This is a genomic window from Aquimarina sp. AU119, assembly GCF_900312735.1.
Classification (GTDB): domain Bacteria; phylum Bacteroidota; class Bacteroidia; order Flavobacteriales; family Flavobacteriaceae; genus Aquimarina; species Aquimarina algiphila.
Genome location: NZ_OMPF01000001.1, coordinates 700,678 through 726,438, shown reverse-complemented (window position 1 = coordinate 726,438; position 25,761 = coordinate 700,678). Strand labels below are relative to the sequence as shown.

17 protein-coding genes are annotated in these 25,761 nt (G+C 33.1%); 5 read left to right on the top strand and 12 right to left on the bottom strand.

Annotated elements, in window-relative coordinates; translation table 11 throughout:
- Positions 1 to 174 precede the first annotated feature (174 nt).
- The gene (gene tyrS / locus DK442_RS03135; protein ID WP_109434370.1) at positions 175 to 1,470 is read left to right on the top strand and encodes a tyrosine--tRNA ligase; all 1,296 of its coding nucleotides are present in this window, start codon (positions 175 to 177) and stop codon (positions 1,468 to 1,470) included.
- Positions 1,471 to 1,637: 167 nt separating this feature from the next.
- Here the strand turns inward: tyrS and DK442_RS03130 are convergent, their stop codons facing one another.
- The 5 genes from DK442_RS03130 to DK442_RS03110 all read right to left on the bottom strand — a co-directional run bounded on the left by DK442_RS03130 (position 1,638) and on the right by DK442_RS03110 (position 5,523).
- A complete protein-coding gene (locus tag DK442_RS03130; RefSeq protein WP_109434369.1) occupies positions 1,638 to 2,087 on the bottom strand; it encodes a YHS domain-containing (seleno)protein in 450 nt (149 codons plus the stop codon).
- Between the two features lie 431 nt (positions 2,088 to 2,518).
- Positions 2,519 to 3,037, bottom strand: a complete 519-nt coding sequence (locus DK442_RS03125; protein ID WP_109434368.1) for a DUF350 domain-containing protein — start codon at positions 3,035 to 3,037, stop codon at positions 2,519 to 2,521.
- A 6-nt stretch (positions 3,038 to 3,043) separates the two neighbouring features.
- Complete coding sequence (locus tag DK442_RS03120; RefSeq protein WP_109434367.1) at positions 3,044 to 4,063, bottom strand: hypothetical protein; 1,020 nt, start codon at positions 4,061 to 4,063, stop codon at positions 3,044 to 3,046.
- Positions 4,064 to 4,066: 3 nt separating this feature from the next.
- Entirely contained in the window at positions 4,067 to 5,047 is a 981-nt protein-coding gene (locus DK442_RS03115) for an acyl transferase (RefSeq protein WP_109434366.1), read from the bottom strand.
- A 131-nt stretch (positions 5,048 to 5,178) separates the two neighbouring features.
- Entirely contained in the window at positions 5,179 to 5,523 is a 345-nt protein-coding gene (locus tag DK442_RS03110; RefSeq protein ID WP_160114027.1) for a T9SS type A sorting domain-containing protein, read from the bottom strand.
- A gap of 304 nt (positions 5,524 to 5,827) precedes the next feature.
- Here DK442_RS03110 and DK442_RS03105 point away from each other — a divergent pair, with 304 nt between their 5' ends.
- A complete protein-coding gene (locus DK442_RS03105) occupies positions 5,828 to 7,234 on the top strand; it encodes an MATE family efflux transporter (RefSeq protein ID WP_109434364.1) in 1,407 nt (468 codons plus the stop codon).
- A gap of 88 nt (positions 7,235 to 7,322) precedes the next feature.
- On the opposite strand, the gene DK442_RS28840 is transcribed toward DK442_RS03105, so the two are convergent.
- The 6 genes from DK442_RS28840 to DK442_RS03075 form a co-directional block, all read right to left on the bottom strand.
- On the bottom strand, positions 7,323 to 9,170 hold the full coding sequence (locus tag DK442_RS28840) for a thrombospondin type 3 repeat-containing protein (protein WP_109434363.1): 1,848 nt from the start codon (positions 9,168 to 9,170) through the stop codon (positions 7,323 to 7,325).
- A gap of 300 nt (positions 9,171 to 9,470) precedes the next feature.
- Positions 9,471 to 11,387 (bottom strand): hypothetical protein, encoded by a 1,917-nt coding sequence (locus tag DK442_RS03095; RefSeq protein ID WP_235010893.1) that lies wholly within the window; start codon positions 11,385 to 11,387, stop codon positions 9,471 to 9,473.
- Between the two features lie 16 nt (positions 11,388 to 11,403).
- Positions 11,404 to 14,253 (bottom strand): TonB-dependent receptor, encoded by a 2,850-nt coding sequence (locus DK442_RS03090; protein WP_109434361.1) that lies wholly within the window; start codon positions 14,251 to 14,253, stop codon positions 11,404 to 11,406.
- Positions 14,254 to 14,761: 508 nt separating this feature from the next.
- Positions 14,762 to 16,108 carry a hypothetical protein gene (locus DK442_RS03085; RefSeq protein WP_109434360.1) on the bottom strand — a complete coding sequence of 449 codons (1,347 nt, stop codon included), beginning with the start codon at positions 16,106 to 16,108 and terminating at the stop codon, positions 14,762 to 14,764.
- Between the two features lie 37 nt (positions 16,109 to 16,145).
- Positions 16,146 to 18,944, bottom strand: a complete 2,799-nt coding sequence (locus DK442_RS03080; protein WP_109434359.1) for a TonB-dependent receptor — start codon at positions 18,942 to 18,944, stop codon at positions 16,146 to 16,148.
- Between the two features lie 371 nt (positions 18,945 to 19,315).
- Positions 19,316 to 19,675, bottom strand: coding sequence for a toxin-antitoxin system YwqK family antitoxin (locus DK442_RS03075; protein ID WP_109434358.1), 360 nt, complete (start codon positions 19,673 to 19,675; stop codon positions 19,316 to 19,318).
- A 490-nt stretch (positions 19,676 to 20,165) separates the two neighbouring features.
- Here DK442_RS03075 and DK442_RS03070 point away from each other — a divergent pair, with 490 nt between their 5' ends.
- The 3 genes from DK442_RS03070 to DK442_RS03060 all read left to right on the top strand — a co-directional run bounded on the left by DK442_RS03070 (position 20,166) and on the right by DK442_RS03060 (position 24,478).
- Positions 20,166 to 22,565, top strand: a complete 2,400-nt coding sequence (locus DK442_RS03070; protein WP_109434357.1) for an inorganic phosphate transporter — start codon at positions 20,166 to 20,168, stop codon at positions 22,563 to 22,565.
- 146 nt (positions 22,566 to 22,711) lie between these two features.
- Positions 22,712 to 23,395: a response regulator transcription factor gene (locus tag DK442_RS03065; protein ID WP_109434356.1), complete on the top strand. Its 684-nt coding sequence runs from the start codon at positions 22,712 to 22,714 to the stop codon at positions 23,393 to 23,395.
- On the top strand, positions 23,396 to 24,478 hold the full coding sequence (locus DK442_RS03060) for a cell wall metabolism sensor histidine kinase WalK (RefSeq protein WP_109434355.1): 1,083 nt from the start codon (positions 23,396 to 23,398) through the stop codon (positions 24,476 to 24,478).
- On the opposite strand, the gene DK442_RS03055 is transcribed toward DK442_RS03060, so the two are convergent.
- Positions 24,416 to 25,471, bottom strand: coding sequence for a glycosyltransferase (locus DK442_RS03055; RefSeq protein WP_109434354.1), 1,056 nt, complete (start codon positions 25,469 to 25,471; stop codon positions 24,416 to 24,418). The two genes, DK442_RS03060 and DK442_RS03055, sit on opposite strands and share 63 nt — an antisense overlap.
- Positions 25,472 to 25,761 lie beyond the last annotated feature (290 nt).

Sequence of the window (25,761 nt, the reverse complement as noted above, 5' to 3'; positions counted from 1 at the left end):
TTAGGATAAACTAAAGGCTAGGATCTGTAATTATGGATTCCAAAATGGATCCCAGCCTACGCTGGGATGACAAGGCTAATAATAAAAACAATATCATGCTGATTTCTTACATATTCATAGCTGGATATTGTCCATATTTTTATCTTTGTCGCTTCGAATCGAATTATCATAAAAATGGCTAAGAATTTTATAGAAGAATTACGTTGGAGAGGGATGTTACATGATGCAATGCCCAACACCGAAGAATACCTAATGGAACAAATGAGATCGGCTTATGTGGGGTTTGACCCTACCGCAGATTCGTTGCATATTGGTAATCTGGTTCCGATTATGTTATTAGCACATTACCAGAGAGCGGGTCATAGGCCATTTGCCTTGGTAGGAGGTGCTACAGGTATGATTGGTGATCCTTCTGGGAAATCAGCAGAGCGTAATCTACTTGATGAAAAAACATTACGTCATAATCAAGAAGCTATAAAATCTCAATTAAGCAGATTCCTGGATTTTGAAAGTGAAACGCCTAACGCTGCAGTATTAGTGAATAACTATGATTGGATGAAGGATTTTTCATTTCTTGAGTTTATTAGAGATGTCGGTAAGCACATCACCGTAAACTATATGATGGCCAAGGACTCTGTGAAGAACCGTATTTCATCAGAATCTTCAGAAGGAATGTCATTTACAGAATTCACTTACCAATTAGTACAAGGATATGATTTTTTACACTTGTATAGATCACATGAATGTACGTTGCAAATGGGGGGTAGTGACCAGTGGGGTAATATCACTACAGGAACTGAGTTGATCAGAAGAATTGCTGGCGGTAAAGGATATGCTTTGACCTGCCCATTGATTACCAAATCAGATGGGTCTAAATTCGGAAAATCTGAAGGAGGAAATGTATGGTTAGATGCTAAACGAACATCTCCTTATAAGTTTTACCAGTACTGGTTAAATACCAGTGATGAAGACGCTGAAAAATATATTAAGATTTTTACCTTTTTGACAGAAGAAGAGATAAATACTTTGGTTGATGAACATAAAGAAGCTCCACATCTTCGTGTATTACAAAAGAGATTGGCAGATGAGGTTACAGTGATTGTGCACTCTAAAGAAGATCTCGATAATGCAATTAAAGCTTCTGCTATTTTGTTTGGAAAATCTACATCAGCAGATCTTAAAGATTTGGATGAAGCTACTTTTTTAGATGTTTTTGATGGTGTTCCTCAGGCAGAAGTAGGAAAAGAAGAGATAAGCAATGGTTTGGATATTATCGGAGCGTTAGCAGAAAAAACAGGTTTCCTAAAATCAAACGGAGAAGCAAGGAGAGCATTGAAAGAAAATTCTATTTCGGTAAATAAAGAAAAAGTTGCCGAAGGATATTCGATATCAGAAAATGATTTGATTAATGATCAGTTTGTATTGTTACAACGTGGTAAAAAGAATTATTTTGTGATTAGAGTAGTTTAAAAAGATAATATAGACCTCACTGGTTTTCAAAATCTATGAGGTCTGATTTATTATAAAAACTTCATAAAAAAACAACGCCTGCATGAATCTACTCTAGCAGGCGTTGTCAACTAACCAATCAATTATTGAAAAAACTTAGCATTACATACAGCTTCAATAAGGCTGCATTACTTTTTTGTCTTTATGTTTTGCCAATTCGTATCAGCTTTTGCTTGTAACGTATTAGCATCTTCATTTTTCCATTTTTCTAGCGTATTTATTCCCCAGGAATTATAAAATAAGTATAATTTGTTATCTCTTATTTCAAATGTCTTTGGGTTTATATCCACTTTTTCACTATTTACTGCGACTGCATAGGCGCAATATCCTCCGTACTGTGGTATATACTTATCAGGATTCTTTTTGAACTTTTCTAAGTTCTGCTGACTTGCGAATTTATATTTTACAGTATCGTGAGTGAATACAAATTTGTTGTCTCCTTTTACCGCTTTATTGTTAAAATATTCTGTAACATCATAGCCTTCTGCGATATAATTTTTATCGGTATTATAATCTATCTTTTGGGCGCTTATGACCGTCACAAAAGCAATAAAAAATAAGGTGACATATAGTTTCATAATTCTCTGTACTTATCGTCTCGTTAATTCAGTCGTAAAAAAATCCAATCATTACATTTTTAACATAATTATAAGTGTTTTTTAGTACTTAAATTTAATTCATGTTTGATGAAGTAGTGTTTTGTATAATTTTGGTAATCATTGGGTTAAGGGTTTAATAATAAAGCCTGCATAGATATTGCTCTAGCAGACTTTATGAACTAACCAATCAATTAAAACTTAACACTCTTTATGATCATTGATCACATTGATTTTTTTACTCTATAGAATTATCACAATGTGGGAGTTTAAATAATTCTTTATTTTGAGTACATGTATTAGGTCGTAAAAAAAACCAATCATTACAGATTGAATATGATAATACTCAAATTGTTGATCAACTTCCCGGTTTTAGTAGGAATGAAAGCGATATAATTTTGAAGTTTGAGACTCTAGAGTAAGAAATTACTAGTTTCGGGATATGGGATCAGTGCACTAATGAGTAAGCTAATACTATCTTTTGCAATTAAAGTAATAGATAATAGAGTTGCGGTAACCACTATTGCAGTCGAGATATTATTTTGCTGAATATCTTTAAATTCATTTACACCTTTGGTTAACACCGAAAAAAGTAAGAATACAGAGGTATTGATTATGACCGCAAATGCAAATCCTATGAATAAGTATAATCCCGAATATTGAGCGATCTTGCCAAAAGAGATCTCATCCCCATTAGACATAGATAGTCGTATTATATTAGTAATAGAAGGAATAATTTCTGCTAGTATGACACCAATTGATAAGATAATACCTGCAGTAAAAATCGAAAACGCAATATTGTCTTCTCTAAGAGAAATGTTTTTAAAAAATACTCTTTGTAATATTTTAAAAGAAATGAATAATATAAGTACAGAAACCACAATAGCAAGAGCTATTTCTATGAAAGCGAGAGTTAATAATTTGGTTTGCATGATTTTTTAAGTGTTAGTAAGTACAATGTACCATTGATTTATATTGTCAAAATTTTTGGGAAGTGTTCCGATGGTAAAATATTTATTGGTGGTTTCCCAAACATAATATCGTTTCCCGTTCTTGATTTTAAATTTTCCTTTTGCAGGAATATGTAATCCAAGGATAGAGTGTTTGTAATAATCACTATTAAGTATGGCGACATCATATCCAAAATGGCTAAGAATAGCATAAATAATAACGGTTCTGGTGTCGCAATCTCCTTTTAGATTTCCCATAAAACCCACAGGGTTTTGTATTCCGAAAGGAATGTGGCCAATACAACAATCCTTGCACTTTTCTAATAGTACACGAATTGAATCTTCGTATTTGTCTGGAGATTCACATGCCGTATCAAAAACAAAAGCATATGGGATATCCTGTATGAAGGTAACTACCATTTCTGCAAATTCGAATTGATTGAGTTTGTTTGTGGTTTTAATTTTCTCGAGTTCCTTCAGAATTAAATCAAGTTTTGGAGTATCAGAAGTCGCTAAATGTTGATATAGTTTTCCCCAGGTCTGTTGTCTGTATTTTTGTGAGTTATTTGCGTATTCTGTTTTAGATGTAATATATTCTTTTTCCCGAACTGAAAATTCTCCTTTAAATGAATTTCCATAATTATCCGTCCATACTCTTTTTTGACGCAATAGTATAATAGAGTCTCCTTTCTCTAAAACCTTTTCGCGATAAATATCTTCTGAAATTACAGGTTGCTCAGTTTCTTGAATTATTGGAATGGTGCTAATAGCATATCTAATTCCTAAAACAAATACGATAACGAGTCCGCTATATATCATATAACGCCAGTGTGACTTTTTTTGATCAGCATCTTGTATTTTTCCAAGTATCCATGAAAAAACAAGTAAAACTATTACAAAAGAAGTGAATGAGGAAATGGGTAAAAAAGTCTGTACAAAACTACTTCCAATTATTGCTAATATAATAATCGCAGGAAAGGAAAAACAGCCTAATTTGTTTTGTGCCATAGTTTATAATGCCATTAGATTACAGCCTCTAATATCGCTATGATCAAATCTACCTAAAATTTCTAAACTTCCATCATTATAAATTTTACCAAGATCCTGAGTTGCTATAAATGAACAAGAATTAATGTTGGCAAGATCGATGATATTTATCCCTCCGGTTTTGTTAATGTCTAGTATGGTTAAGGGGTCTTCGGGATCTCTTATAGAGACTTTCATCCAGGGAGGACAATAAAAAATACCATGACCCTTAGAATAAGCCTGAGATAATAACTCGGTCATTCCGTATTCACTATGGATTTGAGAAATGCCAAATCCGTCTTTAAGAGTTTGATGTAATTCTTGTCGTATCATTTCTTTTCTACGACCTTTCATACCTCCTGTTTCCATTACGACAACAGAATCATTTAGCTTGATATGAAAATTTTCAACAAGATCTAATAATGCAAAAGAAACCCCAAGAAGTAAAACTTTTTTTCCTTTTGCTACGAGTTCTTGAAGGGTTTTTACTAGTTTTTGAGTTTCATGCAAATAAAATCCACTTTCGGTTTGATTGCTGTCTTCAATCAATTTTTCTGCCATATAGATAAGAGAAGAACCTTCTCTTTCTAGATATGAAGGTAATAATGCTAATACTATAAATTCGGTAATATCTCCATAGAAATGCTGAAATCCTCTTCTAAAACTTTTTTCATAAATATTGAGATCACTGACATAATGTTTACTCGTTACACTGCCAGTAGTGCCACTACTAGTAAAGATTTTGGATATTGAGGACTGAGTACTTACTATTTTTTCCTGTTTAAAAAATTGAATAGGTAAAAAAGGAATGTCATCAATTTGTTTTACAGAAGATTTTGTAACTCCAAGAAGATTACAGAATCTTTGATAAGTTAGAGTATTATTGTATTGGTGATTAAAAACGCGTAATGCTGACCGCTCAAAATCTGTATTATTTTGAATAGAAAAAATGGTATCAGTCAACATAAAATTTGTTCAGGAATTTTGTAGAACAAATGTATAAAAAAGACTGTCCTTTTTATAAATGTTTGTTTATTAAGATAAAAAAATGATGTATTAATGTTTAAAAATAAATGTAAGAATCCTGTAAATTTTTTTTAAGTTTTTACAAATTTTACAGTAGATGTTCTGTCTTCCTCTTTAATTCGTATGATATAGATAGCAGGAGGTAAAGATGAGATGTCTAATTCTTTACCAATTAAAACTTTAAACATTACTTTTTGACTTAAGGCCGTAAAAATAGTGACGGTTTTAGTAAGGTTTTTTTCTGAAGTAATATAAAGTGTGTTTCCACTGGCAGGATTAGGGGAAATTCGTAATCCTTTGATCTTTGTGTCATTGGATTGTTGTCTGTCAAAATTGCCAGACTGTGCTTGTATTCCTGGAGCAAAGGAAAAGCATATAAGACCAATAAATATGAATAGCAAGTAGATTTTTTTCATACAAAAAATTATTTTGGGGCAATAAATATACAACATTAAAATTAAAAATATAATAAAAAAGCGGCTTACTTCCCTTTAATTATGGATTAGACGGTTGTCCTCTACATGAATTACGGTTTTTAACTCAATTTTAATTTTTTATTCAAAAATAATGCCGCATATTTGTATCATCATGAAGTTATAAAAGAATTATGTACATAATTGTGCACATAGAGACCCCGCGATTTAGAAGCTAAGATTTTCTTCTTAGTCTTTTCTTACTCTAATTTTATTTATTTCTAATATTTCATAATTATAACTCATCATGACTGAAAATAAACTCACGTTTACTCGTCTATTTACATATTTTAAAATCGCATTAACCGGTAAGGAACAAGAATTCACTTCGGGAAGCATTCGCAAAGCTGTTTTTATGTTATCTGTACCTATGATTCTAGAGATGATGATGGAGTCTATCTTTGCTTTGGTAGATGCCTATTTTGTTTCTAGTCTTGGTGCAAATGCTATAGCCACAGTTGGTTTAACCGAATCTGTACTCACCTTAATTTATGCGGTAGCCATAGGATTAAGCATGGGGGCAACTGCAATTGTGGCACGACGAGTGGGCGAAAAAGATATTAATGGCGCCTCGCAAGCGGCAGTACAATCGATACTTTTAGGTACTATAATAGCGGTGATAATTAGCATATTCGGGATTCTTTTTCCTAAAGAAATTCTTGGGCTAATGGGTGCAGAACCTGACCTTATAGCAAGTGGTTATGGATATACTCAGGTGCTACTAGGAGGAAACATCACCATTATGTTATTGTTTCTGATTAATGCTGTATTTAGGGGAGCAGGGGATGCTTCAGTAGCGATGCGGGTGTTGATATTTTCGAATCTACTCAATATTATTCTGGATCCTATTTTTATTTTTGGATTTGGCCCTATCCCTTCATTCGGAGTTCAGGGAGCAGCAATTGCTACTACAATAGGTAGAGGTAGTGCTGTCATATTCCAATTATTGATCCTTTTCTATGGATGGAGTAAAATTAAAATTGCTTTTAAAGACATTGTTTTTAGAGCAGAGATTATGTTAAATCTGGTAAAAGTATCTCTTGGAGGGATTGGACAATTTATCATAGGGACTTCTAGTTGGGTATTCCTGATGCGAATTATGGCTGAATTTGGGAGTGAAGTATTGGCAGGATATACTATTGCAATTAGGGTATTAATGTTTACCCTTATGCCGTCATGGGGAATGAGTAATGCTGCAGCAACATTGGTAGGTCAAAATCTAGGGGCAGCAAAACCAGAACGCGCAGAACAATCAGTTTGGAAAACTGGAAAATACAATGCTTATTTTATGCTTGTTGTATCTGTAGTCTATCTCATCTTTGCCGAAGTCATTATAAAAATATTTAGTACTGAAGCATTAGTTGTAGAATATGGAGCATTAAGCTTACGGGTGATTGCCGCAGGATATGTATTCTATGCCTATGGAATGGTCATTATACAATCGTTTAACGGAGCAGGAGATACAAAAACACCTACTATTATTAATTTCTTTTGTTTTTGGGTGTTTCAATTACCATTTGCATACTTCGCTGCTTTAGTATTGAATTGGGGAGCTATGGGCGTATTTCTGGCTATTACTTTTGCTGAAGTGCTTATTGCTGTAATTGGTATTATTTGGTTTAGAAAAGGAAAATGGAAAGAGGTTCGAGTATAAACTATTAGATAACAAAAAAACGGAAACGAGTTGCAATACTTCGTTTCCGTTACTATGATAAAATAGATTTATTTTAGTTTTTCAAAATTTACTCCTTAACCACTTTATAAGTGTCAGTGCCGTTTTTGATAATATAGAATCCTTTAGGTAATTGATTTGTGATTTCTTTTTCTTCTACTTTATTATTTACAGTATAACTTGCTTGAATAAGACCGGTAATAGTATAAACACTAATCTTATATGGGCTATTGGTATTAACTTTTAATGAAGAGGCAGATCTAGAACATGCAATACATCTTACATATGTGGGTATATTTACAAAGTTATTACTTCTGTTTGTATCTTTACTGCCTGGTTCCACATCGATTACGATATAGTAAGGGCCTTGAGCAGCTCTAAAATCATCATAATCAACATTTGCCTGCACAACATAAGTATAATTTGCAGGAATACTAGGAATAGTCACTGTTTTGTCATTTGCTTTTACCCCTTGTATGCTATTATAATCTTGAGACAAATAAAAGTTTACATCTACAGGTTCTGATGGACCATCTCCTATATTTTCTATGGTAAAAATCATATTTACAGAACTTCCAGCACCTGCTGGAGTGAAATCTATGAAATGTTTTCTTACAGGAAAGGTTCCTCCAGCAAATTGTGGGTTTAATAGATTTAATTGAGAGGGACAACTACCACAAGTACTATTTACCGTAACCTTAGATTCTCTAAGTTGTAAATCATATTTAGCGTTATTGTCGATAGGATCACAAACATCGCCAATACCATCACTATCTGTATCTGACTGACTTGGGTTAGATTTATCAGGACAATTATCATTACTATTAGAAATACCATCTCCATCTCGATCATTATCGCATACATCCCCTATACCATCTCCATCAAGATCTGCCTGGTTATTATTACTGTTGTCAGGGCAATTATCACATACATTTCCTTTACTATCACCATCATTATTAGCTTGATCAGGGTTATATGTAGATGGGCAGTTGTCCAATTCGTCTGCAATACCATCCTTATCTTCATCGCAAAAAATATTAATCGAATTGGTGCTTAAGGAATTTCTAGAATATATATCTCTATCCGAAAAGGGGTTAGAAGATCCATTTATTATATAAACATAATCAATACCTCCGTCTTCTAAAGTTCTTTTGTATATTTTTTTAGTATTCAGAAAATTAAAATTTGATTCATAATCAATATTAAATTTAAACACAGGTAGGTTTTCTAATGTACAAATTTTTTCATTTGCTTCAGCAAGTGTTCTTCCTAAGCGTTTATATGTGTATCCTTGATCATATTGACCAATACATATAGTGATTCGCTCATCACTGAAATTTGAACGATTATAAACATCTCGATCACTTACTTCTTCGTTTTTTGTTCCAGTAATAAGTAAGTAAGAAGTTTGTCCGTCATAATTTCTTGTGTAAACTGTATTTAGGGGTAATGTGCCAGCCATATTAATGTTCGTTGACTGAATAGGTAGATTTTGATAATTGTTAGAATTACAGAGATTCTGAAATGCTTGATCAAATGTGCTTCCTAAATTCTTAAATTGATGCTCTTTCACGTATGGGTTATCACATATATTATCAATTAGGGTAAAGCTACCTTCAATATCATCTCTATCTGTAATAGGAGGTGTTATTTCGTCAACATAGTAATAGCTAATTCTACCATCATTATTTCTTTTGTATACTTTTTGTGTTTGTAAAATGGAAGAAGAAAAAATGTTAACATGCGATGTGGATAAATTAGCTATGTTGTTATTGTCAGGACAAACTTTATTTGTAGCTGCTAAAAGAGTGGATCCCAAATATTTTAGCTTGTAACCTTTTGCAATTCCAACATCAGCATGTGTAATAAATGCAGATAATGCAAACATAATTGATAAAAAGCACTTTAAGTTTTTCATAATAAATAGGTTTTAAAAGTTATATTAAAACTACTACAAAATTGAGTTGATTGTGCTTTGGTTTCCAGTACTTGGTTGTTAATTTACTATTGTTTAACAGTGATAAGATTTTAGTAACATTGTGAGATATGTAGTATTGATTTTATAAGAGTATTGTAAGTAATGATTGTGTTTAATATATAGATGAGCAATTGTTAGAAATAATACCTTTAGAAAAATTAGTTTAAAAAGAAAAAGCTGCTCAATCGAGCAGCTTTTTAGATATATTGGCTAAAACTTTTATATCGTGTTAAAAGAGTATTAATTAGTTGCCCAAGCAAAGTCAGATGCTTCAGTTGTTGAAGTATTATAAGTTGTAGCTTCATTTGCGTCAGCACTATCCGCTTGTACGTTAGAAGCAGGAGCACTATCTCTAAAATCAAATTGAGTATCAAACCCAGTTAAAGTAAGTCCATTAATGGTGCAACCAGAATCATTTTTAATTTGAATTCCAGTTCCTCCCATAGTTGATACTGCTGTAAAATTAACAAGAGTAGGATTGTTATTTACACCATCAGCTTCAATAGCTGTAGAGAAATTATTTATAGTAAGATTTACATAGGCGTTAGTAAGAGTTCCATTCCATCCTTCAGTCCAATCTACAGAATCATCTTCAAGGTTTTCAGCATAAAAATTAGTTAGATTTACAGTACCTCCAAAGAATTCAACACCATCGTCAGAACCTCCAATAACTGCTACATTGGTGATAGTTGTTCCATTACCCACAGCATAAAGAGTCAGACCATTAAATTGCGAATCTGCATTGATTTGTGCTCCGGTATTTTTTAGGATAAGATAGTTAATAGTACCAGAATTATCAGTATTATTATTTCCTCCATATACAAGACCACCTACTTCTGCGATAGCATCAACACCTTCGGTCGTTGTAGCATCACCACAAATAAGTAATCCACCCCAAGCTTGACCATCATTTGACTCCATTACCACTGGATCTGCCATAGTTCCCTGAATATCAATAGAAGCTCCTTTTAATACAGCTAGGTAATTTGCAGTTCCAGATTCAGATACAATTTTTGTACCTGCAGGTATTGTTAATTTAGCATCGTTACTAACTAAAACAGGTCCGTTAATTGAATATTCTATAGAAGCATCAAGAGTAAGATCACTAGAAATAGTTGCCGGGAGTACTGAATCAGAACCAGAACCTGCATTTGTTACCCAGGCGAAAAGACTAGCATTTGTCGAAGATGTGCTAAATACGGCATCAGTAGCAGTATCTGCATCAGCACTATCAATTTGTAGATTAGATGCAGGAGCACTATCTCTGAAGTCAAAAGAAGTAGTGAAACCAGTTAATGTTAAACCATTAATTGTAGCTCCCGAGTCATTTTTAATTTGGATAGCAGTACCTCCTGTTGAAGAGATTGCTGTAAAATTAACAAGAGTTGGATTGTTGTTAACACCATCAGCTTCTATAGCTGTAGAGAAATTTGCAATTGTATTTGTTACATAAGCATTTGTAAGTGTCCCATTCCAACCTTCTGTCCAATCAACAGCATCGTCCTCGTTATTTTCAAGATACATATTTGTTGCAGATACAGTTCCACCAAAGAACTCAACACCGTCATCAGTACCATTAATTATAGCTACGTTCTCGATAGTAGTTCCAGAACCAACCGCATATAGCGTAAGACCATTAAATTGTGAATCTGCATTAATTTGTGCACCAGCATCCCTGATAATTAGGTAATCAATACTACCTGAGTTATCTGTATCATTGGTTCCTCCATATATAAGGCCACCAACTTCTGCTGTTGCGTCTACTCCTTCTGTAGTGGTTGCATCTCCACAGATTACTAAACCACCCCAAGCACCTGCTTGTCCGTTAGCTCTCATAATTACAGGATTAGAAGCTGTTCCTTGTATGTTAATATCTGCGCCTTTCAAAATAGCAAGATAGTTTTCTGTTCCTGCATCTGATACGATCTCAGTACCTGCAGGTATAGTAAGTGTAACTCCTTCGGCAACAGTTACGGTTCCCTTAATTTTATATTCAACTGAAGCATCTAAAGTAAGATTCTCACTGATAATTCCAGAAAGTTCACTTGGATCAGACCCTGGGCCTGGTGCTGGGCTGTCGTCATCATCACTACAGGATACAACACATAGTCCTGTAATTAATAAAAGGCTTAATAATTTACTTAACGTTTTCATCATTGTTTTAATTTAAAATTTAAAATTTATAGTTAAGGCTTAAAGACACCTCTACTCCTGTGGAATAAGATAATATGGTACTGTCAAAAGAATTCCCCGATACAACTTCTTGTACAAATTGCGTTCTCTCTATAGTTGGGTTCAACAAGTTTTTAGCGGTTAATCCTAAGGTCCAATGTTCATTAATTTCTTTATTTGCAATAAAGTCTAAGGTTACAAAACCTTTCTCTACAATTTCACCATTAAAGAAGACATCTGGTTGTTGCTGATTTCGAGGAGCTCCTAATGCGAAAATCTTGTCAGAAGCATAATTACCGGTAAGCGTAAATTCATATGGAGATTCATCACCAGAGTTAAATGTTAGTGATACGTTGGTAATCCAGTCAGATGCTCCTTCTAATCCAATTTCGGTTTTATCACCATATTTAAAAGTTTGTTCGAGAGTTCCATCGGCTCTAAAAACATCTTTTAAGTCTTGTTCATGGTCTAGATAAGCAATATTACCGCTAACACGTAAGTTAGGATATGACTCTCTCTTTTTTATAATGTATACTCTTCCTTCAAGTTCAAGACCTATAACACGCGCTCGATCACCTGTGTTGAAATATGAAAAGATATCTTCTCCTCCTCTTTGTAAACCTCTGTTGATAGGATCGTTAATTCTTTTGTAGAATGTGCTAAGAGATAATAACTCATCACTCTGTGGAAAAAACTCTACCTTGAAATCTATGTTGTAGTTTTCAGATCTTTCCACATCAGGATTTCCCTGAAATACTTGTCCAACTTGAGAAACATATTGGAATGGAGCAATTTCTTTGAATTCTGGTAATGTTTGACCTAAACTTCCGGAAAGACGTAAGGCTAACTTGTCATTTATTGCATACTTTAAATTTAAATATGGATAAAGATTGTCATAGTTTTTGTTAGAAGTTCCGATTCTTGCTTGACCAGTTTCACGGTTAACAAAATTTCCTACATCAAAGTTAACATCAATCTCATCTTTTTGATAGCGAATACCAACTTGAGCGGTAAATTTATTAAACTTCCCTGTAAAGTTAGCAAACCCTGCATAAGAAAGAAGTTCGGCATCATACATGTCTACAGGTTGTGTATTAAGTTGTAACAAGCCATTATCAAAATTTTGCTGTGTAAAAATATCCCCTATTGCATCAATTGAAGTAGGATTAATACCTGCGCCACTTTCTTCTACACCGAAGAATTGAGATGAAAAATCTCTAGTTTTATTTCTAAAATTTCCTCCGACGTTTACAATAAAAATATCTTCTTCGTTTTCGTTACGTTTAAGAATCCACTTGTCAGATATACGTCCATTAAATTCTTCGTCTGTAATTTCTTGTACCGATTTTCTTTGTTGAAAACCACCTGTAAAACCAAGTTCGATAACTCCTTCTTCGTTTTCAGTGGTGTTTGGATTATCATTAAGAATGTTTACCTCATTTCTAATTCTGTTAGGCTCGTTAGCAACTAGATAGTTAAATCCTGCAGCCCATTCTAATGTGTTTTTATCGGATATATTATGTTCTCCAAGAAGTTGAGTTGCCGATAAAAGCGTGTTTTTAATATTTTGATCTCTAATAAACTGAGACCCTTCTTCGATGTTGTCTAATTCTTCGAATATTTCTGTGGTACCTTGCCTACCAGCTTCTAAAGTTTCTTGAAAAACTTTGTTAATGATAAAACTATTAAAAGACAAATTGTTATTGTCATTAACTTTATACTGACTATGTAACATAGCAGTAGTATTAATAGTTCTTAACCAACGTCTTAAGTCATCTGCTGGTACAAAATCTCGTAGATTTCCTTGGTCATATTCTCTAAACAGCCCTTCTCTATATTCATTATCTACAGATTGACCACCACTAAAATAGAGCTTAAGTTTTCTTTCTTCTCCTAATATTCCTCCTATGTTGAAACCAAATCCATAGTTTATAGGTGTAGAAATCTCTGAAGGAGTCCATGATTGTTCTGTTAAGGCATTAACTAGATTTCCTGACTCATAAGCACGACTATACACTCCTAATGAAACATCTCTGTTATTTGCAGTAGTCTTAAAACTGCTAAAGATATCGCTATCGCTTACATTAGAATTTACACCGCTGGATACACTAAAAGCTATATCTTTCCTTTTAGAAACTTCTTTAGAGACAATATCTATATTTCCTGAAGCCAAGTCAGCCGAATTAACAGGAGAAAACGTTTTGCTTATCGAAACGTTTTGTATAAACCTTGACGGAAATAACTCTAAATCGATATTTTTCTTATCAATGTTGTCAGATGGTATTGGTAGTCCATTAAGCGTTGTGCTTAAGTAACGATCGCCTAAACCACGCACATATATTTGACCAGAACCTTCGGCCTTAGAAACACCTGATATTTTAGTGGTTGCAGCAGCAGCATTTGAAACACCAAGTCGAGCTAATTGTTCTGCACCAATACTTTCTTTTATTTGTATAGCTTCCTTCTGTTCTAATAATAAAGCTTCTTCACGCTCTCTATTGGTTACTACTTTGATTACAACCTCTTCTAATGCTGCTGCGGTAGCACCCATAGTGGCATCTACGACAGCTACTTTATCTGCTTCTACTACTACATTAGGTATCTCTACAGTTTGGTATCCAGTAAAACTAAATTCAATAGTATACGTACCAGCAGGAATATCTGTGATCTCGAATAATCCATCAAAATCTGTAGAAGATCCCTTTGAAGTACCTTGGACAACTACATTAGCAAAAGGAAGTGGTTGATTGTTTGACTCTTTGTCTAATAGTTTACCGGCAATTGTCCCGGTTTCTTGTGCAAAAACAGCACCTAAACAAAGTAGAGCTGCTATCGTAAATAATTTTCTCATTTTGTGTTTTAAATCTGTTACAAATAAATACGGTTTTACAGTAATAGATTTTATCCCACTATTATGGTTAGTTTAAGGGATTGTGATGTAGGAAAAATGAAGAAAAGGTGAGATTTGTAGGATTTTTTAGTGTGATTTTTAGTTAGGATTTGAAATCAATAGATTAGTGCTAACCTTTTGTATAACAGGATTTTTGAGGAAATGAAAAAGTGTAATAGACGATAAAGATTTAGTTGCCTTTTATGGTGCTGTTAAGTGAAATTCTATTTGCTGTAATGTATTAGAAAATTGTTATGTAAGTGTTAATCCTAATAAAATTGTAGAAATGGACTTAACAATGTGGTAAAACAGAATCGACAAAATAAGAATTTTTTTGGCAAGTTTTTTTATGTGATTCTTTCCTTTGTGTTGATTGTTAGGGATTTGTGGTTTTGTGTACTGAAGAACGTAAAAAATAAGCCTGGCATTTGCCAGGCTTATTAAAGAGTAAAAATAGTTACTATATGTTTTATAAACGAGTCCAATCTGATGTCCAGGTATCTCCTTCTTGTAATGCTCCTACATAGTTAGCGGCATCAAAAAATGTTCCTAGAGTTGAAGGATCAAAATTATCTACACCATCTACAGCAACGGTAAACTGATATGTGCCTCTAAAACCACTGATTACAAATTCATCATTATCAGGATCAACATCAGGAATAGAAGTTCCAGCAGTATTGAAAGGAGCTCCAGAACCATCTGTAGAATAGTTGTTAAACGTTGCGAAATCTGCGAGATCTACTGTTGCGCCACCATGATCTAAGTCAAATGAATTCTCATTATCAATGATTGAATTTCTAACAATAACTTCATTATTGTTTAGATTAATCAGTGTTTGATCATCATCTACTTCAATACCTTTGTCAGAAAATGCTTTGATGATGGTATTGTATATAGTTACTTTAGTTCCCGCTCTGAATTCGATACCTTTATTTTCACCATCTCCATCTTCTGCACCAATTAAAGTGATGTTAGATAATGTAGGGTTTGAAAATGGAGCAGCGTTAGGAGTACTTTCTAAATTGTCTGCTTCAATACCTTTATCTCCAGCGGCAGAAGTTTGTTGCGCAATCCAAAATTGTCCGTTTCCTACCCAACCATCAGTCCAGTCAAAAGAATCATCACCTGCACCAGTTACAATAGCATATTTCAGATTTACCGTTCCTCCAAAAAATTCGATACCATCATCATTACCATTAAAAGCCTGAATGTATTCTAAAGTAGTTCCGTTACCTACACCATATAATGACAATCCATTATACTCTGCTTTCTCATTAATTTTTCCTCCCGTATATTCTAAACGTACATAACGTAAAACCCCTGAGTTATCTGCAGGATCGGTTCCTCCATAAGTAAGATTTGCAACTTCTGTAGTAGCGGTAGTTCCTCTGTTGATGGGGGCTTTACCAGCTAATAATAAACCTCCCCAATCACCAGGGTTAGGAGTTGATTTGTTAGAAGTAAATACGATTGGTTGACTGGCAGTACCTTCTGCGATGATTTTTGCTCCTTGCTCTATCGCTAAGTATGCAAATACACCACCAGTATTTCCAGCGATAATTCTTGTACCTGCTTCTATAGTTAATGTTACTCCGTCGACAACAGAAACTCCACCTCTTAATTCGTATACTTCACTAGAAGTTAATGTGCGGTTTTCGGTAATTTGACCTTCTAATATTACTGCTCCAGATGTAGTACCAGTTCCTCCTCCTTCATTGATGGTGATATCACCAATATTATCTTCCTGAATTGTACATGCACCAAATACAAGTGTAATGCCCAATATGATTCCTGTAAATAGATTTCTTGTTTTCATCTTTATAAATGCTTAATTGTGTTGTTGTTAAATTTTCTTATAATTTAAATGTTACGCCAAGGCTTATATTGATTCCGTTATCAAACTTATAAGTAGTAAATTCCTGACCGATATCTTCTTGATCTTGGTATCTTTCTATAGATGGGTTTAACAAATTCCTTGCCTTGAAACTTAATACGATATGATCGCCAATTTCATCTTTAAAATTAAAGTTTAGTAAGCCAAATCCTTTTTCAAAAATGTCTCCTACGCCATTACCACCTGCAGAATATACTCGGTCTCCAAAAATGTTGAAATCTAATCCTGAAGTTATTTTATGAGTATTAAAAGTTTTAGAATACGATAGATCCGTATTGATTAAGTAAGGTGATGCACCTTGCAATTGTCTGTCTAGATTTGTAGGAGCGATATTAGAACCATTAAATGTAGTTACTGAAGGATCGATTTCTACCTTGGTGTACATTAAAGTGGCATTGATTCCAAAACTTAGGTTGTTCCAAACTGTTTCTTCTACTTTAAATAAATTTCCAAGATTCTTTTTGTATTCTAATTCTGCTCCAAAGATGATAGCATTATCAGAATTGATAAATGTATTAACATTTGAAGCCGAGGCTACAAATACTTTTTCAATAGGATTGTCGATATATTTACCAAATAATGTAGCGGCAACTAATTCTCCGGACTGTTCAGGAAAATGTTCCCATTTAAGATCAACATTATAGTTATCAGAATTTTCAAGAATAGGATTTCCTAATGTTGCTTCTGTAACATCTTCATCTAAAAAAGGAGCAACTTCTGTAAATTTAGGTAATGTTACTGTTTTACTAGCTGCAAAACGTAGATTAGATTGCTCATTGATTTCATATTTGAAACTAATACTAGGTAAAATAAAAGTTTCGTCAATTGTTTGCTTTCTAAAAGGAGAAGTTTCCAAATCCTGTTGTTCTCTATAAAACACATTTTGCTCAAATAGCTCTGTTCTTATTCCTCCATTAAAAGTCAATTTAGAAGATAGTGCATATTGCAGATTAGCAAAACCAGCCAAAGTCAATAGGTCAGCTTCATAAATTCGGGTTGTATTTAAGTTTTCCTGAACTACATATGTTCCATTTAAGAAATTCGTTTCATTTAATAATGCATCGGGATTATTGAAATCCACACTTGTAGTTCTAAAGTTATTGAGGTTGTAATTTAATTGATTGGCTTCAAAGTCTCTATCTTTTGATCTGGCCGCTAATCCAACAGTCAATTTGTTTTTAAAGTTATCATCCTCATCTTTTCCGAAGTTAATGTCGAAATCCAGTTTTCCAGAATAGTCGTTTTCGTCTAATTCCTGATAAAAACGTTGGTTGTTAGCCAAATCAGGACTTGTTCTATCGCCAAGAACAAGAAGGCCACCGTCAAGTTCGGTAAATACTAATTGACGTCTATCTGGTATTAATCCTTGTGCTTTATTGTAGGCACCTCCCCAAGCTAATTTATACTTATCTTCAGCAAACTTGTGCTCACCAGTTAATTGTTGTGTAAACAAAGTATTTTGTTCATATGTTCCTCTTCTTGCAAATATTCTAACCTCTGTTGTTTCACTACCAAAACCTATGAACTCTCTTAACTCATCTTGAGTGTCATTTACAAATAAAGTAGTTGCTAATATTTTGTTATTAGAATTCCAACGATATCCTAAGCTTCCTAATACGGTAGTATTGGTACTGTATTGATATCGATCTGTGTTTTCAAAACTTGTGATAATACCTCCCAAAGAATTAAAAGAAGATTCAATACCATTTAATGCAGTTTTATGATCTTGACTAAACGATGCGGTAACTAATACATCAAGTTTTTGCTCATCATTAATAGTAAAGCTTTTTCCTCCAGTAATGTTAGCACCACCATCAGGAGCATTAAATCTTTTTCTAGGATTAAAAGAAGTGTCAAATGGGAAATAATCGATTTGAGTACTTACATAGTTGTAATTAGGAATATCCAAAAATATAGGAACTCTTCTTGATCCATCATCTAATCCCCACTCATCGTATTGTCCGCCATCAAGTAAGAAAAAATCATTACCAACTGCATTAGTGTTAACTCCCGAAGTAAATCCGACTTCTAAAAAGCCTTTGCCAGGACGATCTTTGGTGTCTATGTTTACACTGGCTCCTGCAAAATCTCCGTAGATGTTAGGAGAATAGGTTTTATAGATTCCTAGATTTTCTACAATACCTGTTGGGAATATTCCTAGATCAATAAGTTTTAATTTTGGATTTAATGAAGGAATTGGTAATCCATTTAAATATGCATTATTGTATCGATCACCTAAACCACGTACATATAATTTGTCACTTTGTCTGGAGATACCAGTAGCCTTTGTTAATCCAGTAGCGACATCGCTTACTCCTTTTTTAGAAAGTTCTTGTGCACCTATCTTTTGCTGAATCGTAACTGCATTTTTTTGTTCTAATAAGATAGCAGCTTCAGATTCTTTTTTAGTAGTTGTTTTAATAATTACTTCATCAAGTGCAGCAGCACTCGCCCCAATAGAGGCATTTACTGTTGTTGCTTCATTAGCTTTTACTACAACCTCCTTAATGTCTAATGTTTCGTATCCAACAAAACTAAATTCTACGGTATATGTACCAGGTTCTAGATTGTCAATAGTGTATAGACCATCAAAATCTGTAGTCGTTCCTTTTGTCGTTCCTTTTATCAATACATTAGCAAAAGGTAAAGGTTGGTTGTTAGATTCTTTGTCTAACAATGTACCAGTTATAGAACCGGTTTCTTGCGCGAAGAGTATTCCTACAAAAAATAGCGCAAGGAGCGTAACAATTTTTTTCATTTAACTTGTTCTGAAATTCCCGGCAAAGAACGATAGGAAGTGTTAAATGTGTGTTATTCAAAAATTAATTGTGTATCATTTTAATGTTAGATAATTGTTATGCAAATGCACATGAGACGTGTTTTCTTAACATTAAGAATGTGTTAGTGGTATTTTAAATTGCTTGAAAATAAATACCTGAAATGATGCTTAGCGCAGTGCCTAGTATTGTTAAGGAAATGTTTTTGCGATTTGTAATGTGAAAAAAATATTAAAAACCCTTTTTGTAGAAAAGTCAAGTAAAGGAAAAATGAGAGTCATTTTTTTTCATTTTATGTCATAAAAAAACGCCTCACTTAATGAGGCGTTTTTTTACATTTTTTAGACAATTTTTAATTGTTATAATTAACAACTACATTATCTTTATTAGACCAAGTAGTTACATCTGCAATTTGATTATCACTATAATTTACTTCTGATAATTTATCAGCACTCCAGAAAAACCATTTTCCGGTTTTCACTCCTTGACTATATTGCCCCATGGCAATTTTCTTTCCTGTAGCATCATATGATTTCCATTCTCCATGAAGCTTACCTTCTTTATTATAAAAACCTTGTTGTCTTACTGAACCATCCTGATAAAAGAATGTACCTTTAATAAGATCTCCCTGCTTTTCAAATGTAGGTTTTACTTCCTGAGCAAAAATAGTTGCGGAAAACATCAATGCAATTGCTATTACTAAATTTCTCATATATTAACTTTTTGTTTGGGGGTTCTTAATATTTATATTACAAACATAACATTAATTTTACTTTTAAACAACTTTTACATAACATTAAATTAACAATAAGCTTGTAACTAGCTAATAATGAGTATTTTGTATAATTTATTTTTTAGTAACATTGAGTTTTAAATTTTTGGATTTTGTACTTAATGATAGCTTAGCTTAGAAGTTAAGAGCAGGTTATAACTATTGCATTGTATATTTTTAGCCCTTTAGTAATAGTGTTAAGTATTTGTTTATAAGTGTTTTACTGATTGATTTGGAGTCCTTTTTAGTTTTAGGTACTCTATTTTTATATAGGTGTAAATAACAGTAATTAATCGATATTAATTTATACATTTGAAAGTTGTAATACCACATAAATAGAGGTGAAAAGGCTTTGAAAAGATAACATTTCAATAACATATGACTTGAATTTTAATAACATTTTTGTGGTCAATAAGTACATGCAAAGTATATGAGTGATATTTACATATTGATGATTGTTGCATTAGCGGCTTTAGCTGTAGCCGACCTTATAGTTGGTGTAAGTAATGATGCTGTTAATTTTTTAAATTCTGCAATAGGTTCTAAAGCAATTTCTTTTAGAACAATTATGATTGTAGCAAGTATAGGTATAGCTGCAGGAGCTATTTTTTCTAGTGGACTAATGGAAGTAGCTCGTAAAGGTATTTTTGTCCCTGGAGAGTTTTATTTTGATGAGATCATGATCATCTTTATGGCGGTTATGATTACTGATATATTGCTCCTTGACTTTTTTAATACCTTAGGAATGCCTACATCGACCACGGTATCTATCGTTTTTGAATTATTAGGAGCGGCAGTGTGTGTAGCGTTACTTAAAATTTCTGCCGATTCATCACTTTCTATTGCAGATTTGGGTAACTATATTAATACAAAGAAAGCAGGCGAAATTATAACCGGGATTTTATTATCTGTTGTGGTTGCGTTTTCTGTTGGAGCGATTGTTCAATATATATCTCGTTTGTTATTGTCTTTTAATTTCGAAAAGAAGGCGAAATGGGTTGGAGCATTATTTGGAGGAATTGCCCTTACAGCAATACTCTATTTTATATTTATAAAAGGTATTAAGGGAACAAATTATGCTAAGTCTATTGTTGACATTATATATAATGGAGGAGCAGAAGGATTGCTGGATTGGGCAAATGCATATTTTAATAGTTCATATGAGACCGTTAAAGAATTAGTAGCGGCCAAAAAAGATTTATTTAAAATTGATACTGAAGCAGGAACCATAGCATTAACATTGAGAGGTTTCTTAGAAACTAATGTTCCGCTAATTGTGTCAGCGGGTTTTGTATTGCTATCCATAATTTCATATTTAATAATAGTATTATTTAAAACTAATATCTATAAGTTGATTATTGTGGTAGGAACTTTTGCATTAGCATTGGCTTTTGCTGGAAATGACCTTGTAAACTTTATAGGTGTCCCTATCGCTGCTTTGAAAGCTTATGAAGCATGGAGCGCATCCGGACAGTTACCAGGTGAATTCTCGATGGCAGTTTTGGGAGGGAAAGCAGAAACTCCTACCTTATTGTTATTGGCTGCAGGTATTATAATGGTCTTAACTTTATGGTTTTCTTCTAAGGCAAGGAATGTTGTTAAGACTTCTATTGATTTATCAAGACAAGGCGAAGGAGATGAGAAGTTTCGTCCAAATTTTTTATCCAGAGGCATTGTTAGAGGAACGGTGTTTATTTCTGATGTAATTACTTCTATTACTCCAAAATCATTTAAAGGAGTTACAGAAAGACAATTCGATCAAGAATCTATTGATTCTACAAATACCTTAACAGCCAAAAAGGAGGACCTTCCTGCTTTTGATATGGTAAGAGCAGCAGTAAACCTTATGGTAGCTGGGGTGTTAATTTCTATTGCAACTTCTATGAAATTACCTCTTTCTACAACATATGTAACTTTTATGGTTGCAATGGGTACTTCATTAGCAGATAGAGCTTGGGGAACAGAGAGTGCTGTGTATCGTGTAGCTGGAGTATTAAATGTGATCGGTGGATGGTTTTTTACGGCAATAAGTGCATTTATTGCTGCGGCTACAATTGCTTTTTTATTGAATATTCATCTACCTGCAATGTTAGCTGTATTGCTTTCTTTGGCAGTATTTCTTTTGGTTAGAAATACGATTAAATATCGTAATAAAACCAGAGCAGAAAGAGCTGAAGATAGACTTAAAAAATCTGAAAGTAGTTCTATACAAGGAGTTATAGAAGAGAGTGCAGATAATATTAAGTCTTTTGTAAATAGAGGAAATAAGATCTATGGACAGACTATTGATAGTTTGGCAAAATATGATTTAGCTGCATTAAAGAAAAGTAGAAAAGGAATTGCAAAATTAGAAACTGAGGTCGAAGAATTAAGAGATAGTATCTTTTATTTTATCAAAAACCTTGATGAATCCAGTGTAGGAGCCAGTAATTTTTATATTTCAATTTTGGGATATCTAGAGGATATTACTCAATCTCTGGAGTATGTGGCCAAGGTAAGTCATAAACATGTAAATAATAATCATAAGAAACTTAGGTTTAACCAAATTAAAGACCTAAAAGAAATAGAAGATCATCTTAATGACTTCTTCAGTAATATCAAAACTGTTTTTGATAGCAGAGAGTTTAATACACTTAATGGTATTATAAATGAAAAACAAGAGTTGTTTACAATTGTTAATGATAAAATCAATAAACAAGTTGCGAGAACAAGAACCGAAGAAAGCAGTCCTAAAAATACTACATTGTACTTTGGTTTGTTAATGGAGACAAAAGACTTGATTACAGCCACGATGAATCTATTAACCACTTATAGAGATCATCAGGATTAATTATTTTAGGATAATTGTGACGTTAAGTAAATGTTATCCTTATGAAATTTTTACGTTAGTTTATTGTTTCCTAGTGTAATAGTTGTGAAAACTTTCATTGTAACATAGTATATTTACCTCAATCAAGTGATATAATTCTATAAAAAATGAATAAAAAAGATATTACAATTCTGTTAGTAGATGATGAGCCGGATATTTTAGAAATTGTTGGGTATAATCTTACTGCGGAAGGATATAGTGTTGTTACTGCAGAAAACGGAGTTGAAGCTGTAAAAGTTGCTAAAAAGAAAAAACCACAATTAATTATTTTGGATGTGATGATGCCAGAAATGGATGGCATTGAAGCTTGTGAACATATTCGCAAACTACCAGATTTACAAAATACAATCATCACTTTTCTTACTGCAAGGGGAGAAGATTATTCTCAGGTAGCAGGATTTGATGCAGGAGCAGATGATTATATTACTAAACCGATTCGTCCAAAAGTTTTAGTGAGTAAAGTAAAAGCCTTATTACGTAGACTTAAAGAAGACGAATCTTCTGATAATGTGGTTAAGATAGGTAATCTCGTTATTAATAGAGATGAGTATAAGATTGTAAAAGATAAAAAAGAGATTGTTTTACCTAGAAAAGAATTTGAATTATTATCTTTATTAGCCTCTAAGCCTGGAAAGGTATTTAAACGAGAAGATATTCTTGATAAGGTATGGGGTAATGAGGTGATCGTAGGAGGTCGTACTATAGATGTTCACATCAGAAAATTAAGAGAAAAGATCGGCGATGATAGTTTTAAAACGATTAAAGGAGTAGGATATAAGTTCGTAGTTTAAATGGCAGAGAATTTTAAGAAGTCGTATAGGTTTGCATACCTTTCGTCTTTATACATTACTATATTATTAACGCTCGTAATGAGCGTTTTTTTGTATGCGCAATCCCAGTTTAACCTATTATTTATATTAGGTTTTGTAATGGTATGCTATGCGATTTGCTTTCTAATCATTCAATATCGTGTTGAGAAGTTTATTTATAGAAGAGTTCGTAAAATATATGATGATATCGAAATGTTGGAAGTAGATGATGTTATTAGTGATACTCCTGTTACAACAGATATGAGAACTCTTATTAAAGAAGTTGAAAAATTTGCACAACAGCGTAAAACAGAGATTGAAAAGTTAAAAATCAGAGAAGCGTATCGTAAAGAATTTATGGGGAATGTTTCGCATGAGTTAAAAACACCATTATTTACTGTTCAGGGGTATATATTAACCCTTTTGGATGGAGCGATGGATGATCCTGCAATTCTTGATAAATACTTAAATCGTGCTAGTAAGGGAGTAGAGCGTTTAATTTATATCGTGAACGATCTGGATATGATCACCAAATTAGAAGCAGGTGATCTTAATCTTAGCTATACTAATTTTGATATTGTAGAATTGGTACAAAGTGTATTTGATCTGTATGAAATGAAAGCTGCAAAAAAGAATATTGCACTTACATTTGATATGAATTATAGTAACCCTATTCTGGTTCATGCCGATAAAGAACGTATACAACAAGTTCTTTCTAATCTTATTGTAAACTCAATAAAGTATGGAAAAGAAGATGGTACGACCGAGGTAAGTATCGAAGATTTGATCCGTAATAAAACTATTGTTAGAGTTACAGATAATGGAGAAGGGATCGCACAAGCCCATATCCCAAGATTATTTGAACGCTTTTATCGAGTAAATAAAAGTGGCTCGCGTAAAGAAGGAGGCTCTGGTCTTGGGTTAGCTATCGTAAAACATATTATCGAAGCGCACCACGAACGAATTTATGTAGAAAGCGATTATCGAGTAGGAAGTGAATTTTCATTTACTTTGGAAAAAGTGAAAAAGTTCCCCGTAGTCGATGTCAGTACTAAAACTACTTAATCCTCGATACGCATTCAAATCTCTTAACTTAGTTAATGTAAAATCATTCTGAGTACAACTAGGAACTAATTTATTAATTGTTAAACGCTCTGCTAAGTATTCTTGTTCAAACTGACCTGGCGTAGGGATAAAAAATGCTTTTTTCTTCAATTTGGCAAGATCCATTACTGTAGTGTACCCTGATCTCGAAATGATCAAATTACTGCTGTTTATAGTGTCTTCCAGATCTTTCCCGGTAAGGTAATTATGTATTGTGATATTATTCTTTATATACGTCTGTTGTATATCTTCAATAAGTCCACGTACAAATACAATTCTTTTATCACTTTGTTCAAATTCCTGAAATAACTTTTGTTCTAATAAAGTGCGTTGAGGTTCTGGGCCAGAAAGTAATACCATAATATCATATTTCTTGGGTACAACCTGATATTCAAACCTACTTAAAGGACCAAGATACGTAACAGGAATAGTATTCTTTTTTGGGTGACCTAATTCACCACTAAGATTTGGATCATCAGCCATATCAGGAACCCAGCACACATCGAATTTTTTAATGTACTTATTGTGAAGTTTTGTGCTTATTGATGTTGTTTTTCCGCTTAGTACGGTAAGTTGATGAGTTATAAAAACTGAAGGAATACTTTTGTGTCGTACTCCCATTCTGTTGTCAGAAATAATACCGCAAAAATCCTCTTCCTGCATAAGCTTTTTAATGACTTTTTTTTCGGCACTTATTGCATGAGCAATTTTAGGACTGTTAAGTAACATTTTCAACTTAAAATTATTTCCCTTTTTAGAATATTCTATATTGTAGGAAGGAAGGAGTTTTGTTTGTAACTTAGGAAATTCCTTTTTTAATAATGATAAAGCAATACCATCAGAGGCAATAACAGGCTCCAGACCTTCTTCTATTAACGCATTGATAATAGGGATACAACGTGTTGCATGACCTAGTCCCCAATTTAGAGGAGCTACAAGTACTTTTTTTTTCAAATGTTCTAGTTTTTAATTGGTTATAACGACTGACCATTTAATTCTTAATAATAAAAGTAATCCTATTTCCTTATGCGTATATTTCCTTAATTTTACCAAAAAATTATCTTTAGTGAAACTCAACATCATGAAAATTATATTGAACATATTGATTTTTCCTTTTTAAGAAGAGATTCAAATCATATTTTGTTGATAGAAATATTTGAATTGGTGTATTTTTTGATATGTTACTATATATCGAACTCTTTTTACTAAAGAGATTAGTGTTTCTTAATACCAAAAATCATAGG